A 14,476-nucleotide genomic window follows, 5' to 3' on the forward strand; every position below is an offset into this window, starting at 1 on the left:
ACCAACATCAAATATCATTTCCATCATCATTGTACATTTTCTAAATAGTGAGGTAAAGGGCAGTGTTCATCTCAGATGGACATACGAAGATACCAAAAAAAATTTACAAAAAAATTTTTTTGGAATAAAAAACCTCCGCCTAAAACTAGGAGGAGGCAATGAATTACATGAATTCTGTCATGAGCTCATTAAATTTTTCTTCTGACAAGTTTAAGTCCGTTTTAGCTAACGCTTTTTTGCTGTAGCCATGGGCTAGATCCTGGTAAGAAGGCTTCACTTTATCCTGATAGATAATTCCTTTAACAAGGCCCTTATTCTCCATCAATGTTTGCATCGCCATCATACGATTTGAAGAATCATAGTTTTCAATTGAACTTAAAGGAACCAAGTGTTCTTTAAACCAGTCATAAGTGTTTACCTTGTTGTATGTAACACAAGGAGAAAACACGTTGATCAAAGAGAACCCTTTATGGTTAATCCCAGCTTCAATAATAGAAGTGAGTTCTTTAAGGTCTGTTGAGAAACTTTGAGCAACAAACGTAGCTCCAGCCGTTAAAGCCAATTCCATAATGCCGATCGCTGATTCTACAGAACCTTCTGGGGTACTTTTTGTTTTAAAACCAACTTCTGAACGCGGAGACGTTTGTCCTTTTGTCAGTCCATAGATCTGGTTATCCATAACGATGTATGTGATATCAATATTTCTTCTGATCGCATGAACCGTGTGACCCATACCGATCGCAAATCCGTCACCATCACCACCAGATGCTATAACAGTAAGATCGCGGTTTGCCATCTTTACACCTTGTGCAATCGGAAGTGAACGTCCATGTATGCCATGAAAACCATAAGACTTTATATATCCTGAGATTCGCCCAGAACAGCCGATCCCAGATACGACTGCAAGATTGTCCGGTTCTAAACCAACATTTGCTGCTGCTCTTTGAATCGCTGCCTGTACAGAAAAGTCTCCACAACCTGGACACCAGTTAGGTTTGATACTGTTACGAAAATCTTTGAATGTAGCCATATTAAACCAGCTCCTTGCATTTCATGACAACTTCAGATGGCAAGAAAGGATTCCCATCATATTTTAACAAGCTCTTAATTTTTTCATGCTGTCCAACATTCATCTTTAAGATGCTAGCTAATTGTCCAGTTGCATTATTTTCAACAACGATTACTGTTTTTGCTGAGTCGATCAACGGTTTCATCTCATCAGTCGGGAACGGATGAATCAAGCGGATATGCGCATGGTTCACTTTAAATCCTTCAGCTTCTAAGCGCGGCATCGCTTCTTCAATAACACCTCTAGTAGAGTTAAAACCTACAAGAAGAATATCTGGGTCAGTGTGTTGTCCCTGTTTTACGACAGGTACATTGAAACGAAGGTTCTTTAATTTACGCAGACGTTTATCCATTTGCTTCTGACGATTTGCTGCTACTTCTGAAGGTTTTCCGGTTTCATCATGCTCGACACCTGTTACATGGTGGATACCATTTTTCATACCTGGAATGACACGAGGCGAGATACCATCTTCCGTAACTTCATATCGTTTAAAGTAGCCGTCTTTATCGTCAGTATCAGGAAGCTCCTGATCCACAAGTTTACCGCGGCGAATTTCTACACGGCTGAAATCAAGAGGTTCTACAGATTGTTTACCGAGTGAAAGCTGAAGATCTGTCAATAAGATAACAGGGCACTGATATTCTTCTGCGATATTCAGTGCTTCAACAGCATCATAGAATGCTTCTTCAACGGTACTTGGCGCCATAACAACTTTTGGAATTTCACCATGTGTACCATAGATCATTGCCATAAGGTCAGATTGTTCTTGTTTTGTAGGAAGTCCAGTAGATGGTCCTCCACGCTGTGTATCAACAACAACTAATGGCACTTCTGTCATACCAGACAGTCCAAGTGCTTCCATCATTAATGAAAGTCCAGGACCTGCAGATGATGTGATGGTTCGAACTCCCGCGTAGTTCGCACCGATCGCCATCGTACATGCTGCGATCTCATCTTCAGTCTGAATAACTGTCCCTCCAAATTCAGGAAGTTTTTTGATAAGATACTCCATGATCTCTGAGGCAGGCGTAATCGGATAAGCTGCCATAAAACGAACGCCACCTGCAACAAATCCTAATGCGATTGCGTCGTTTCCGATCATGAACATACGCTTCTTGCCATCAGCTTTATTTAATTGGAAACCATCAATCTGGCCACCAGACAATTCATTAAAATGGTCTGCACCTTTTTGGATCGCTTCCATGTTCTTTTCTACTACTTTTGCTCCTTTACGAGCAAAAATCTCTTCTACTACTTCCAAATAGCTTTCAACTGGCAGACCCAATACAGCACTCGTGGCACCGATCGCCACCATGTTCTTCATAAGAGAAGTTCCTAGTTCACTTGCAATCTCAGTAAATGGAACCGAATACAATCTGACATTCAAACCTTCTGGCACAGTAGGGTTGAATTTTGAATCTCCTATTACAACTCCGCCGTCACGAAGTTCATGTACATTGACATCGATCGTTTCTTGATCGAATGCTATTAAAATATCAAGATCATCAGAAATAGAACGGGTTTCACTCGTGCTTACACGAATTTTATTGTTGGTATGACCGCCTTTAATTCTAGAAGAAAAGTGTCGATAGCTATAAAGATAATAGCCAAGGCGATTAAGAGCCATCGCAAAAATCTCACCTGTACTATCGATACCTTCACCTTGCTGTCCGCCAACTTTCCAAGAAAGTTGATCAATCATGTACTCCACCCTTTCAGTAACCCAAACGTTAGTTTTGAGAATTTACTTCGTTTTTGTATATTTCGCTCATGGTGTTTCAACGTTTTATACGTTAAATAAATTATGTACTAAACGTCTACAATTCTAGACTTAACTCAATAAAAATGCAAGTATTCCCTTTAAATTATTCAAACTATTTCAAAAACAGGCAAATCATGTAAGAAGCGCGGTATTATTGTTGCCATTACTGATTCTGTCTTAATCAATTCTAGTATATTTCTCTAGATTCTTCCATAAAAACAAACCTTATTGAACTCATAAAACCACAAAAAAACCTGTTTACTCATTTTTAAGTAAACAGGCCTTTTCAATTTTCCATTATCGCGGTTCCACTATTAATTTAATTGCTGTTCGTTCTTCCCCATCAATTAAGATATCTGTAAAAGCTGGTATACAAATGAGGTCTACTCCACTTGGTGCTACAAATCCTCTTGCAATCGCTACTGCTTTTACAGCTTGATTTAATGCACCTGCTCCAATCGCCTGTATTTCAGCGCCTCCTCTTTCACGGAGAACTCCTGCAAGTGCACCAGCTACAGAATTGGGGTTGGATTTTGCTGAAACTTTTAATATTTCCATTGTTTTGAACCTCCTTCAGGATAGATACCTGTTCTACTATATTCATTGATCAAGGCTTGTATTCCTGCAGCAACAAATTTATCGAAATCTTAAAAATATTTTGTTCTGCGGAGTTGACCTTCTGAATAAACCCCGGTTATCTGATTCCCTTAACATCGGCAATTCAAACCTTATCACTTTTTAAAAATAATATAATCATCGAAAAGAAAAATTAAAAAACAGGCTTAAAAGGTCAATGATGCCTTTTAAGCCTGTTCATTATTTTGCATATTCTACGGCTCGTGTTTCACGAATTACCGTTACTTTGATATGTCCTGGATAATCCAGTTCATTCTCGATCTTCTTCGTTATGTCACGAGCGAGTCGATAAGAAGCTACATCATCAATCAAATCCGGTTTAACCATGATGCGAATTTCGCGTCCTGCTTGGATAGCAAAAGATTTTTCAACGCCATCAAATGACTCTGAGATCTCTTCAAGCTTTTCAAGTCTGCGAATATACGTTTCTAAGGTTTCACGGCGTGCTCCTGGTCTTGCAGCTGATAATGCATCTGCTGCTGCCACTAGAGTTGCAATGATTGATGTTGGTTCCGTATCACCATGATGTGACGCGATACTGTTGATAACTACCGGGTGTTCCTTATATTTCGTTGCAAGTTCTACCCCGATATCAACGTGGCTGCCTTCTACTTCATGGTCAATCGCTTTACCGATATCATGAAGTAATCCAGCACGTCTAGCAAGATGTACATCTTCACCTACTTCAGCTGCCATTAAGCCAGCTAAGTAAGCCACTTCAATTGAGTGTTTCAGCACGTTTTGCCCATAGCTTGTACGATACTTCAAACGTCCTAAGATCTTGATCAGATCTGGGTGAAGTGCGTGAACACCTACTTCAAAAGTAGTTTGTTCTCCAACTTCGCGAATGTACTCATCCACTTCTCTGCGTGATTTCTCAACCATTTCTTCAATTCTTGCAGGGTGGATTCTTCCATCCTGAACAAGTTTATCCAATGCCATACGCGCAATCTCGCGGCGGATAGGATCAAAACCAGACAAAATAACAGCTTCAGGTGTATCATCGATAATTAAATCGATTCCCGTTAATGTTTCAAGTGTTCTGATATTTCGTCCTTCACGCCCAATAATTCTTCCCTTCATCTCATCGTTCGGAAGATTTACTACAGAGACCGTTGTTTCTGCTACGTGATCGGCTGCACAGCGTTGGATAGCTAGTGAAAGAATTTCTTTCGCTTTCTTGTCCGCTTCTTCTTTTGCACGATTTTCCATCTCTTTTACCATCATTGCCAATTCATGAGTCATCTCGTTCTCTGTTTCCGTCATGATGATTTGGCGTGCTTCGTCTCTGGTAATACTGGAAATGCGCTCAAGCTCTCGTTGCTGTTCCTCCAGCAATTCCTCCACTTTGCTTTCAATCTCTTCAATTTGTCGCTGTTTTTTGGTGAGAGATTCCTCACGTCTTTCTAAAGATTCCTCTTTCTTGTCAAGAGTTTCACTTTTTCTGTCCAGGATCTCTTCTTTCTGAACCAATCGATGTTCTTGTTTTTGAAGCTCGCTTCGACGTTCGCGAATTTCGCGTTCTGCCTCGGTACGTAGCTTATGGATTTCATCTTTTGCTTCTAACAGCGCTTCTTTCTTGCTGGCGTCAGCATCGCGCTTTGCATCTTCAACAATTTGCGCAGCTGCACGCTCTGCGCTTGAAATCTTCGCTTCAGCAATTGATTTCCTAACAAGATATCCGACAATTGCACCGACACCTAATGAGACAAGCAAACTGGAGATGAATACTGCTAAACTTGGCATATTTCCACCTCCTCTTGCTTATTCTGCTTTTCTGCTTTTCATACTGCATTTCTTGGCGTCATTCGTGGTTACATGTGCTTTGCACCATTCATGTCGTATAAATTCTATACATATCTTTCAATTTCATAAGAAATCAAAATATATCTCCATTTTATAGGTGTGTCCATAGGTTGTCAAGAGAGTCAATCTTCTATAATAATAGGATGAATCGAAAATAGCAAGGAGCATTATTTACCCCTATTTGACAAAATTTTGCTGGTGTTTTAGATGTAGGTTCCTTTTTATCAAGCTGTCTTTGGCCACGGTTGATATATGTCTGGAATGTCATCTTTGTAAGTACACGCGGCCTAATTCATGATAAGCTTGAGGGAAAATAATCCATTCTGAGCGTAACTTGATGATTTTGAGCGAAAAATGGGTCATCTTGAGCGAACGTGTAACAAATAAAAGAATAAATACCATAAATTCTTTAAAAACCTTTCTCATAAAACTGGAAAGTTCACTAGAAACAAATAAAAAAGACCAGTCATCAGACTGGCCCATTTAAAATCTACTCTGTAAGTTCGAATTCTTCTTCTACAGCAGGAGCTTCTGCTTCAGTTGATTTTCCTTCTAACTGATAGTAGTTACGGATCTCAGCAACAATCGCTGCTGAAATCTCTGGATTTTCTTTTAAGAACTGTTTTGAATTTTCTCGGCCTTGTCCTAAACGCTCACCTTCATATGAATACCAAGCTCCACTTTTTTGGACAATATCAATCTCTGAACCGATATCTAAGATCTCGCCTTGATATGAGATTCCTTCTCCGTACATGATATCAACTTCAGCCGTTCGGAACGGCGGAGCAACCTTATTTTTTACAACTTTAATCTTCGTCTTGTTACCAACTACGTCCTGACCTTGCTTAAGCTGTTCTGCTCTTCTCACCTCTAGGCGTACAGAAGAATAGAATTTTAATGCTCTTCCACCTGGAGTTGTTTCAGGGTTACCGAACATGACTCCGACTTTTTCACGAATCTGGTTAATAAATACGGCAATCGTTTTGGATTTGTTGATCGAACCAGAAAGCTTACGCAATGCTTGAGACATCAAACGAGCTTGAAGACCTACATGTGAGTCTCCCATTTCCCCTTCAATCTCAGCTTTAGGTACAAGTGCTGCAACTGAGTCAATGATCAGAATATCAACCGCTCCGCTTCGAACAAGTGCTTCAGCGATTTCCAATGCTTGCTCACCAGTATCAGGCTGAGACAATAACAATTCATCGATGTTGACACCAAGTTTTTGAGCATATTCAGGATCCAGCGCGTGCTCAGCATCGATAAATGCAGCTTGTCCTCCGTTTCGTTGTACTTCAGCAATAGCGTGAAGTGCAACAGTTGTTTTACCTGAAGATTCCGGACCATATACTTCAATTATTCTGCCGCGAGGATAACCGCCAATCCCAAGCGCAATATCTAAAGCAATGGAACCACTGGAAACAGTTGAAACTCTCTGCTCTGCCTGTTCACCCAGTTTCATAATTGAACCCTTACCAAATTGTTTTTCAATTTGACGAAGGGCCATATCTAAAGCCGCTTTTCTATCGCTCATCAAAATTCACTCCTCAAATTTGTATCTTCATTTATTTTTGATTCATTGATTCCTTTATTAACTACTTTTCTATCATATCTCTTTTTTATCATTTTGCCAATCATTTTACGAACATTTATTCGATTTTTTCATTGACCTTCTTTGACCAATTGATTCAATACATACATTCCATGTTTTACAGTTTTTTCACGGATACTCTTCCTTGTACCCGCTAGTTTAAAATCAAAAACTTTGGTCTTCTGCGGGCCTGATACACCGATATAAACCGTTCCGACAGGCCTGCCTTCTTGCTGCTCTGGTCCTGCCACACCTGTAAAACTGATCCCGTAATCCGCTTTAGCCATCTTTTTTATGTGCTCAGCCATCCATTTGGCACATTCTTCACTAACGGCACCATGCTCTTTTAGTAAAGATTCAGGAACATTAAGTAAATTTTTCTTTAATTCATTAGAATAAGCAATAATTCCACCTTTAAACACGGATGATGATCCGGGCTGATCTGTCATAACCTTTCCAAACAAACCGCCAGTCAGACTTTCCGCAGAGGCAACTGTAGCGTTTCTTCTCATCAATGAATCGATCGTCTGCTTTTCCAGTGTATCATTCTCATACCCATAAAAATAATCAGATGCTCTACTGACAACCTCTGCTTCTGTCTGATCGAGAAGTTTATTGGCTTCTTCTGGATCATTATGCGCAGCAGTCAATCGAATGGTAACTTCATGTTCCGATGCTAATGGAGCAATCGTAGGATTCGTCTGTTTTTCGATCAAATCTTGAAGTCTTGTTTCGAGGATCGATTCTCCTATACCAAAAAACTTCAAAACACGTGAATATAATCGGGTCTGCACCTCCATCTTTGAAAGAAGATAGGGAACCGCATAATTAATGAACATCGGTTTCATCTCACTCGGTGGACCTGGAAGCATAATACACGTTATATTCCCTTCCGTAAAAGCCATGCCTGGAGCCATTCCATGTTCATTGGGCAATACCTTCGAACCTTTTATGACTAATGCTTGTTTCTTGTTGTTCTCCGTCATTTCCCTGCCTGTTTGTTCAAAATAATTCGTTATGTAACGCAGTGAGTCCTCATCATGAACCAGTTCTTTGTTGAATAATTTTGCAACGGTCTCTTTCGTGAGGTCATCCTTTGTTGGTCCAAGGCCTCCTGTAAAAATAAGAAGGTTCGAACGTGAATTAGCAGTTGAGATTACCGATGAGAGCCTTTTCTCGTTATCTCCAGCAACCGTATGATAAAAAACGTTCACCCCTATGTCAGCTAAGCCCTTGGAAATATATTGAGCATTCGAGTTTACGATCTGTCCTAAAAGCAGTTCACTGCCAACTGCAATAATTTCTGCGTTCATCTAAAACCACTCTCCCTGATTATATCTGCTATTCTTATTGGTTCAACTTTATGAAATTAACGATCTTATCCCAATTATAGCTTGATTTTCAGTTTTTCTCTTAATAAGAACAAAAAAACAGGAGTATTTCCCTCCTGTTTTTGATGCTTTACTTTGATTTTAATAAAATGTGTTTGCTGTTCACAAAATATTCCCATCCAGAATAGAGAGTGATCAAAGTTGCCGCCCATAAGCTTATTGTAGCAAAAGGAATGCCGATCCATGCAAAAGGCAGATTATGAAGCAATAATGCAGATATTGCAATAATTTGTATCCACATTTTTAATTTCCCCATCTGACCCGCTGCAATGACCTCACCTTCAGCAGAAGCAACTGCGCGAATTCCTGTTACTGCAAACTCCCTACTTAAGATAACGATAACCATCCAAGCAGGAGCAGCACCTAATTCTACTAAACCGATTAGAGCAGCAGAGACAAGAAGCTTATCCGCAAGGGGATCTAAAAATTTTCCTAAGTTCGTTACTAAGTTATATTTGCGTGCATAATAACCATCTACCCAGTCTGTACTGGATGCAAATATAAAGATCAGAGCAGCTATAAAATGAGTGACAGGCAGTTCTTCTCCTGCCAGGTCCCAAGTCCCCCAATCAAATCCGCCAAGAAGGACGATCATAAAAAGCGGAATTAATAAAATTCGTGAAATTGTTATCTTGTTAGGTAAATTCAAAACAAACTCCTCCAAAATACAGTCAACGTCATATTTAATTATTGTTGTTTTTTAATCACAATCTTTTGGTGAACGAGATCCGAAGGTGGCACCGGATAAGAGAATGGTTCACCATTTATTTTAATTGATGTTACATGAGATGCACCAATATTTAAAGTAACCTCTTTAGCAGAAGTAAGATCAAAGCTTTTTGTTTCGCCCTTTTTAATCTGGCTGTCAAAATAGCTTTTGCCTGTTTCATCCTGAATCCCAACATAGCTAGGTCCAGTTGCAGTGAACTCCACCATAAGCTCGTCTCCATCTGTCATCTCGTATGTTGTTACTTTGCCTGTTGTTTGAAGCTTTGTCAATTTTGGTGTTGCTTTTTCCTCTTTTTCAGCTGGTTCTTCCTCTTTAGGTTCTTCTTTTTCAGCTTCATTATTTGGCTTTTCTTTCTTTTTAGGTTTTTCTTCATCTGCATTGTATTCTACAGATTTTACTTCTTCCCCAGGTTTAGCCTCATCGTTCCCATCCGGAAGGAAGAATTTCCACACAAAGAAAAGAATAACGATGATGAAAATACCGATAAGTAGAATCGGGATTAAACGCTTTAAGAAAGAATTCTCTTCACTAACGGATGAGCGTGCTCTTTTTGACCGGGGTTCAAATTCCGTTGTTGTTTCTTTTACAGCCTGCGGAATCTCATGTGAATATTCATCAAAGATCGTTTCGTAGTTTAATCCAACTGCTTCACAATAATTTTTAATGAAGGCTCTCGCATAAAACGTGCCAGGCAACACATCATAATTCCCCTGTTCAATTGCTGATAAATAACGCTTTTGAATCTTAGTCGCTGTTTGAAGTTCTTCAAGAGACATGTCTTTTTCTTCGCGTTTTTCTTTCAATAGTTTTCCGAGTTCTGTCAACCTTCCCACCCACTTACGTCATTCTAGATTTCCAAATCCTGTTGGATCTTGTTTAAGAGCTTCATATGTAATTTCTTCATCGCGGTGACTTCTTAGTTCGATAATGTAATCAAAATCGTCTAACGTATACTCCGTTTGCTGTACAAAAAGATCTGGGTGTTCAACAACTTTAGCTGAAGGCAGTCTCATTATTTCACGGATCAGCTGCCAATGCCTATCATTCATGTTTCTGGCAGATACTGCTCCATCGATGATAAAAACATGATCAGAATCATATTCATCGTCGGCAAGCATATTCCTGACGGTTTGACGAAGCAGAGTTGATGAGATAAAAACCCATCTTTTATTCGCACAAACACTCGATGCTACGATACTCTCCGTTTTTCCAACACGGGGCATTCCTCTAACACCGATTAATTTATGTCCTTCCACCTTATATAATTCAGCTAAAAAGTCAACCAATATACCAAGCTCATCACGAATAAAACGAAACGTTTTTTTGTCATCGGCATCACGTTCAATATATCGTCCATGTCTGACAGCAAGCCTGTCACGCAGCTTTGGTTTGCGAAACTTTGTTACTGTAATGTTATCCATAGATTCCAGTATCGATTTTAACCGGTTGATTTTCTCGTCATTATCAATAATCAGCAGCATACCACGCCGTTCGTTGTCAACACCATTGATCGTAATGATGTTGATGCCAAGCATACCTAACAAGGATGAAATATCCCCTAGGAGGCCCGGGCGGTTTTTATGTATTTCATACTCTAAATACCATTCCTGCTCTCCCATGCTTCAGCTCCTTATTCTTCAAAATGAAACAATTTTCTACATTTATTCTTGTAATTAATAATAAATGATTTCAATTTATTATGAAAGAAAAATAAAAGGATGTTAAGAAAAAAATCTTAACATCCTCTAAGTTTAGCGGCTACCTTCGTTTTGAACAAGTTTGACCATCATATTAGCAATGGCATGCTTCTCATTATCATCTGCCACTTTCCAAAGATCGGCTAGAACTTTTTCTTCCTCGTTCTTAGGTTCAACGTGGTTAGCTAAATATCCGCCGATTTCTGTAGCTAAGTTGGTGATCGTATCATGGTTCATGCCTTCATGCTCAGCATGATTCAATCGTTCTGCCAAGAAGTTTTTCCACTGGCCAAAGTTGTCTAATACAGACATGCTGTCTCCTCCTTAAAGGTTTGATACAGCATTAATATCCCTTAGAACATTCCTTTTTATACATTAAATTTATGTAAACCAGGAGCCATTCATTGATAAGATATGTCCAGAAATATAATCCGCTTTGGTGCTTATCAAAAATTCTACGGCATGAGCCACCTCATCCGGCTCTCCAAACCTTCCCGCTGGAATATCTGACTCCAGTTCAGATTTCTCCATTTCTGAAAAAGAATCAAGCATAGGTGTTGCGATCACTCCCGGTGAAACACTGTTGACTTGTATGCCGCTCGGAGCAAGTTCTTTAGACAATGCTTTAACAAAAGAGTTTAGTCCTCCTTTAGCAGCAGAATAAACCGTTTCACAGGCCGCTCCTACTTCTCCCCAGACCGAGGAAATCATGACCACTTTTCCTGCTTTCTTTCGAATCATCGCGGGAACGACCGACCGTGTAACTGAAATCGCACTAAGAAGATGCAACTGCATCGTTTCGTTTATGGATTGATCAGTAAAGTCTGTTAACAATCCATAATGTTGTGCACCGCAATTATAAATCAGTATATCGATGGGAGCAGACAGTTGTTTCAATAAATGTTGTGGTCCTTCTGGACGTGAAAGGTCTGCAGAAACAATGGTACTCTTCACTTGGTAACGTGTTTCAAGTTCTCCCTGAAGTTTAACCGCCGCATCCCTGTTCTTATTGTAATGAATATATATATAAAACCCTTGGCTTGCAAGCATCTCGCATATTTTTACTCCTATAGCCCCTGTAGCACCAGTAACAAGTGCAGTTTTCAATAAAATAACCCTCTTTACCATTAAAAAACACCCTAAAATAAGGATGTTTTTTTGATTATATTATGACTTCTTTTTACGGACTTGGCAAACCGTCATCGCTTCTTTTTTAAAGTGATTTTTCAGAACTTCTTCAACATCACTCACTTGCAATGATTCGAATACAGGAATTACATCAAACAGGTCCATCTCATTAAAAGCATACCTTGTAAATTGGTTTGCAATGAATTCAGGAGAGTTTAAGGATCTTAGGAAAGCACCAATTTTCTTTTTACGTGCTCGTTCGAATGAATCCGTCGAAATGTTTTCCTGCTTGAAAGCTTCGACCATTTCCGATACTCGCTTTACTAACTCGTCAGGAGACTGAGAATCCCCACCTAGCATGCTGAAGCCAAAACCATTCTCTTCTGTATAGTCGAAAGAAAAAGTCTGATCGATCAACCCTTCTTCATAGAGCGTTTCGTAATTTGGAGAACTCTTTCCAAACATCATTTCAAGTGCCAGGTTTACACATAGTTCATGATGCATCAATTCTTTTCCTTTTCGATCGGGCGCTGCTTCTTTAAACCCTATATAGCACTTTGGCGTCTGTACGGTCATCTCGATTATTTTTTCAGCTTTTGATACGGTCGGCGGCTCCTCCTCAAAGAAACGTTCAATAGGAGCTTTTTCTTTAAACGATTTTTGTGATTGATTCTCTTTTACAAAATTAAGGATGTCTTGAGCATCTACAGGACCAATAACAAATAAGATCATGTTACTTGGATGGTAGAACGTCTCATAGCATTCATAAAGATCATCTTTTGTAATTTTAGCAATTGATTTTTCTGTTCCTGCGATATCAATCTTAACCGGATGATGATGATACATGTTCTCGATCAGACCGAAGTACACTCTCCAGTCTGGATTATCATCATACATTCTTATTTCTTGACCGATGATACCTTTTTCTTTTTCCACCGTTTTCTCTGTAAAATAAGGCTCTTGAACAAAATCGATCAAGGTGGTTAAGTTTTTCTTAACATCACTTGTTGTTGAAAATAAATAGGCGGTACGGTTGAAGGTCGTAAAGGCATTTGCCGACGCTCCTTGTTTACTGAAGTCCTGAAAGACATCTCCATGTTCTTTTTCAAACAATTTATGCTCTAAAAAATGGGCAATTCCATCAGGGACTTTCACTTTTTCATTCTTCCCAAGAGGTTTAAAATGATTGTCAACTGATCCATAGTGGGTTGTGAAAGTAGCATATGTTTTGTTAAAGCCTTTCTTTTCAAGCACATACACTTTTAAGCCATTTTCAAGCTCCTCAAAATGCAATGTTTCATCTAGTTGTTCAAATGTTTTCATTCCCATTTGTGCCTGCTCCTTTCAAGAAGTAAATGGTATCCAGCGTGACCTTCTTCGCTACTTTTACAACATCTTCTTTCGTTACGTTCTGAATACCTTCCATCCACTCTTCAATCGTCCGGTTCGTTCCTGCGACTACATTGTGATAAAGAACTTCTGATAATCCTATCGGATGATCAATCGTTTCTAGCACCTGATTATTAATCATGGCTTTTGTCTGTTCAAACTCAGCATCCGTGATGTTCCCATTTTTCATTTCTTCATGCTGTTCTTTAATGATCTTAACTGCTTTCTCATAATTTCCAGTTTCGATCCCACTCATTACAAACACTGCACCCTTATGGCTTTCAAACCTAGAAGCTGCATAATACGCCAGACTTTCTTTTTCCCTCACTTTCATAAAGAGCTTTGAATGTGAAAAGCCCCCAAATACACCATTGAAAACTTGAAGTGCAAAGTAATCGTCGTCACTGTAAGTGGTATACGTGCGGTACCCCATATGAAGTTTTCCTTGCTGGATATCTTGCTCTTCAAAAACTTCTTTAACTTCTGCGATCTTCTTTTCTTCTCGATTTTTCTCGTTCGTTCCCACTGAATCTTTTCGTTCCTCTGGAAAACTAAAGTGCTTTTTAACTTTTTCAACCATTTCCTGTGTTGAAATATCTCCGATTACATATAAATCTAACCTGTCATTCAGTATGACTTCCTGATAATATTCAAATAATTCCTTTGACGTAATCGCATCTACTTCGTCTTCTTTACCATACACATTTAGATGATAAGGTTCTGATTCATACATTTCTTCAAGCAGTCTCTTGTTCGCATAACGCATCTTATCGTCGAAAATCGATTCGATCTGCTGCTTTAAACTGCGTTTCTCTTTTTTTACAAGACTTTCTTTGAACACGCCATTTTCAAGCGCCGGCGCGAGCAAAACTTGTGAGAGTAAATGGAATGCTTTGTCGAGAACCGGTTCTGAATTGGATAAAAACTTCTCGTTCGCAACTTCCATGCGGATGCTGATCACTTGGTTCTCACCTTTTTTAGAGAGATCTGCATTCAAGGTAGCACCATATAGATCATCTAATGCACTTCTTAACTCTTTACTCGTTGGGAAGTCCTTTGTTCCACTTTGAAGAACATATGACAGCAACGCCCTTTTCGTAACGTCCTTCTCATTAATAGCAGCTTTTATCTGCAGAATAAAAGATGTGGTCTTATACTTTTTTGTTTCTATCGTATGTACGGTTATACCATGGAGATCTGTTTTTTCATGGTTTACAATTCCCATCGGTTAAATGCCCCTTTCATTATAGCCTACATCCTAGTTTACCCATTTTCTA

The 14,476-nt window shown here is 39.3% G+C and carries 13 protein-coding genes; all 13 read right to left on the reverse strand.

What is annotated here, in order from left to right; genetic code table 11:
* Positions 1-163: 163 nt before the first annotated feature.
* On the reverse strand, positions 164-1,030 hold the full coding sequence (locus tag M3206_RS01865) for a 2-oxoacid:ferredoxin oxidoreductase subunit beta (RefSeq protein ID WP_251310810.1): 867 nt from the start codon (positions 1,028-1,030) through the stop codon (positions 164-166).
* Between the two features lies 1 nt (position 1,031).
* Positions 1,032-2,771, reverse strand: a complete 1,740-nt coding sequence (locus M3206_RS01870) for a 2-oxoacid:acceptor oxidoreductase subunit alpha (RefSeq protein WP_251310811.1) — start codon at positions 2,769-2,771, stop codon at positions 1,032-1,034.
* Positions 2,772-3,128: 357 nt separating this feature from the next.
* A complete protein-coding gene (gene spoVS, locus M3206_RS01875; RefSeq protein WP_010193268.1) occupies positions 3,129-3,389 on the reverse strand; it encodes a stage V sporulation protein SpoVS in 261 nt (86 codons plus the stop codon).
* 258 nt (positions 3,390-3,647) lie between these two features.
* Complete coding sequence (rny, locus tag M3206_RS01880) at positions 3,648-5,213, reverse strand: ribonuclease Y (protein WP_251310812.1); 1,566 nt, start codon at positions 5,211-5,213, stop codon at positions 3,648-3,650.
* A gap of 550 nt (positions 5,214-5,763) precedes the next feature.
* Positions 5,764-6,807 carry a recombinase RecA gene (recA, locus tag M3206_RS01885; protein ID WP_251310813.1) on the reverse strand — a complete coding sequence of 348 codons (1,044 nt, stop codon included), beginning with the start codon at positions 6,805-6,807 and terminating at the stop codon, positions 5,764-5,766.
* Positions 6,808-6,935: 128 nt separating this feature from the next.
* Positions 6,936-8,177, reverse strand: a complete 1,242-nt coding sequence (locus M3206_RS01890; protein ID WP_251310814.1) for a competence/damage-inducible protein A — start codon at positions 8,175-8,177, stop codon at positions 6,936-6,938.
* 148 nt (positions 8,178-8,325) lie between these two features.
* A complete protein-coding gene (gene pgsA, locus M3206_RS01895; protein ID WP_251310815.1) occupies positions 8,326-8,904 on the reverse strand; it encodes a CDP-diacylglycerol--glycerol-3-phosphate 3-phosphatidyltransferase in 579 nt (192 codons plus the stop codon).
* 38 nt (positions 8,905-8,942) lie between these two features.
* Positions 8,943-9,809, reverse strand: coding sequence for a helix-turn-helix domain-containing protein (locus M3206_RS01900; protein WP_251310816.1), 867 nt, complete (start codon positions 9,807-9,809; stop codon positions 8,943-8,945).
* A gap of 18 nt (positions 9,810-9,827) precedes the next feature.
* Complete coding sequence (locus M3206_RS01905) at positions 9,828-10,604, reverse strand: DUF3388 domain-containing protein (protein ID WP_251310817.1); 777 nt, start codon at positions 10,602-10,604, stop codon at positions 9,828-9,830.
* A 132-nt stretch (positions 10,605-10,736) separates the two neighbouring features.
* Complete coding sequence (locus tag M3206_RS01910) at positions 10,737-10,994, reverse strand: DUF3243 domain-containing protein (protein ID WP_251310818.1); 258 nt, start codon at positions 10,992-10,994, stop codon at positions 10,737-10,739.
* Between the two features lie 69 nt (positions 10,995-11,063).
* The gene (gene ymfI, locus M3206_RS01915; protein ID WP_251310819.1) at positions 11,064-11,789 is read right to left on the reverse strand and encodes an elongation factor P 5-aminopentanone reductase; all 726 of its coding nucleotides are present in this window, start codon (positions 11,787-11,789) and stop codon (positions 11,064-11,066) included.
* Between the two features lie 60 nt (positions 11,790-11,849).
* On the reverse strand, positions 11,850-13,139 hold the full coding sequence (gene yfmH / locus M3206_RS01920) for an EF-P 5-aminopentanol modification-associated protein YfmH (protein ID WP_251310820.1): 1,290 nt from the start codon (positions 13,137-13,139) through the stop codon (positions 11,850-11,852).
* Positions 13,120-14,418, reverse strand: a complete 1,299-nt coding sequence (gene yfmF, locus M3206_RS01925) for an EF-P 5-aminopentanol modification-associated protein YfmF (protein WP_251311035.1) — start codon at positions 14,416-14,418, stop codon at positions 13,120-13,122. Before yfmF ends, yfmH begins: the two co-directional genes overlap by 20 nt.
* Between the last annotated feature and the right edge of the window lie 58 nt (positions 14,419-14,476).

Origin of the sequence: Fictibacillus phosphorivorans (assembly GCF_023715845.1) — a bacterium.
Taxonomy (GTDB): domain Bacteria; phylum Bacillota; class Bacilli; order Bacillales; family Fictibacillaceae; genus Fictibacillus; species Fictibacillus phosphorivorans_D.

What these genes read in the sequence shown, in the direction of transcription:
- M3206_RS01865 (WP_251310810.1), bottom strand. Translation starts at nt 1,030, where the DNA reads ATGGCTACATTCAAAGATTTTCGTAACAGTATCAAACCTAACTGGTGT.
- M3206_RS01870 (WP_251310811.1), bottom strand. Translation starts at nt 2,771, where the DNA reads ATGATTGATCAACTTTCTTGGAAAGTTGGCGGACAGCAAGGTGAAGGT.
- spoVS (WP_010193268.1), bottom strand. Translation starts at nt 3,389, where the DNA reads ATGGAAATATTAAAAGTTTCAGCAAAATCCAACCCCAATTCTGTAGCT.
- rny (WP_251310812.1), bottom strand. Translation starts at nt 5,213, where the DNA reads ATGCCAAGTTTAGCAGTATTCATCTCCAGTTTGCTTGTCTCATTAGGT.
- recA (WP_251310813.1), bottom strand. Translation starts at nt 6,807, where the DNA reads ATGAGCGATAGAAAAGCGGCTTTAGATATGGCCCTTCGTCAAATTGAA.
- M3206_RS01890 (WP_251310814.1), bottom strand. Translation starts at nt 8,177, where the DNA reads ATGAACGCAGAAATTATTGCAGTTGGCAGTGAACTGCTTTTAGGACAG.
- M3206_RS01905 (WP_251310817.1), bottom strand. Translation starts at nt 10,604, where the DNA reads ATGGGAGAGCAGGAATGGTATTTAGAGTATGAAATACATAAAAACCGC.
- M3206_RS01910 (WP_251310818.1), bottom strand. Translation starts at nt 10,994, where the DNA reads ATGTCTGTATTAGACAACTTTGGCCAGTGGAAAAACTTCTTGGCAGAA.
- yfmH (WP_251310820.1), bottom strand. Translation starts at nt 13,139, where the DNA reads ATGGGAATGAAAACATTTGAACAACTAGATGAAACATTGCATTTTGAG.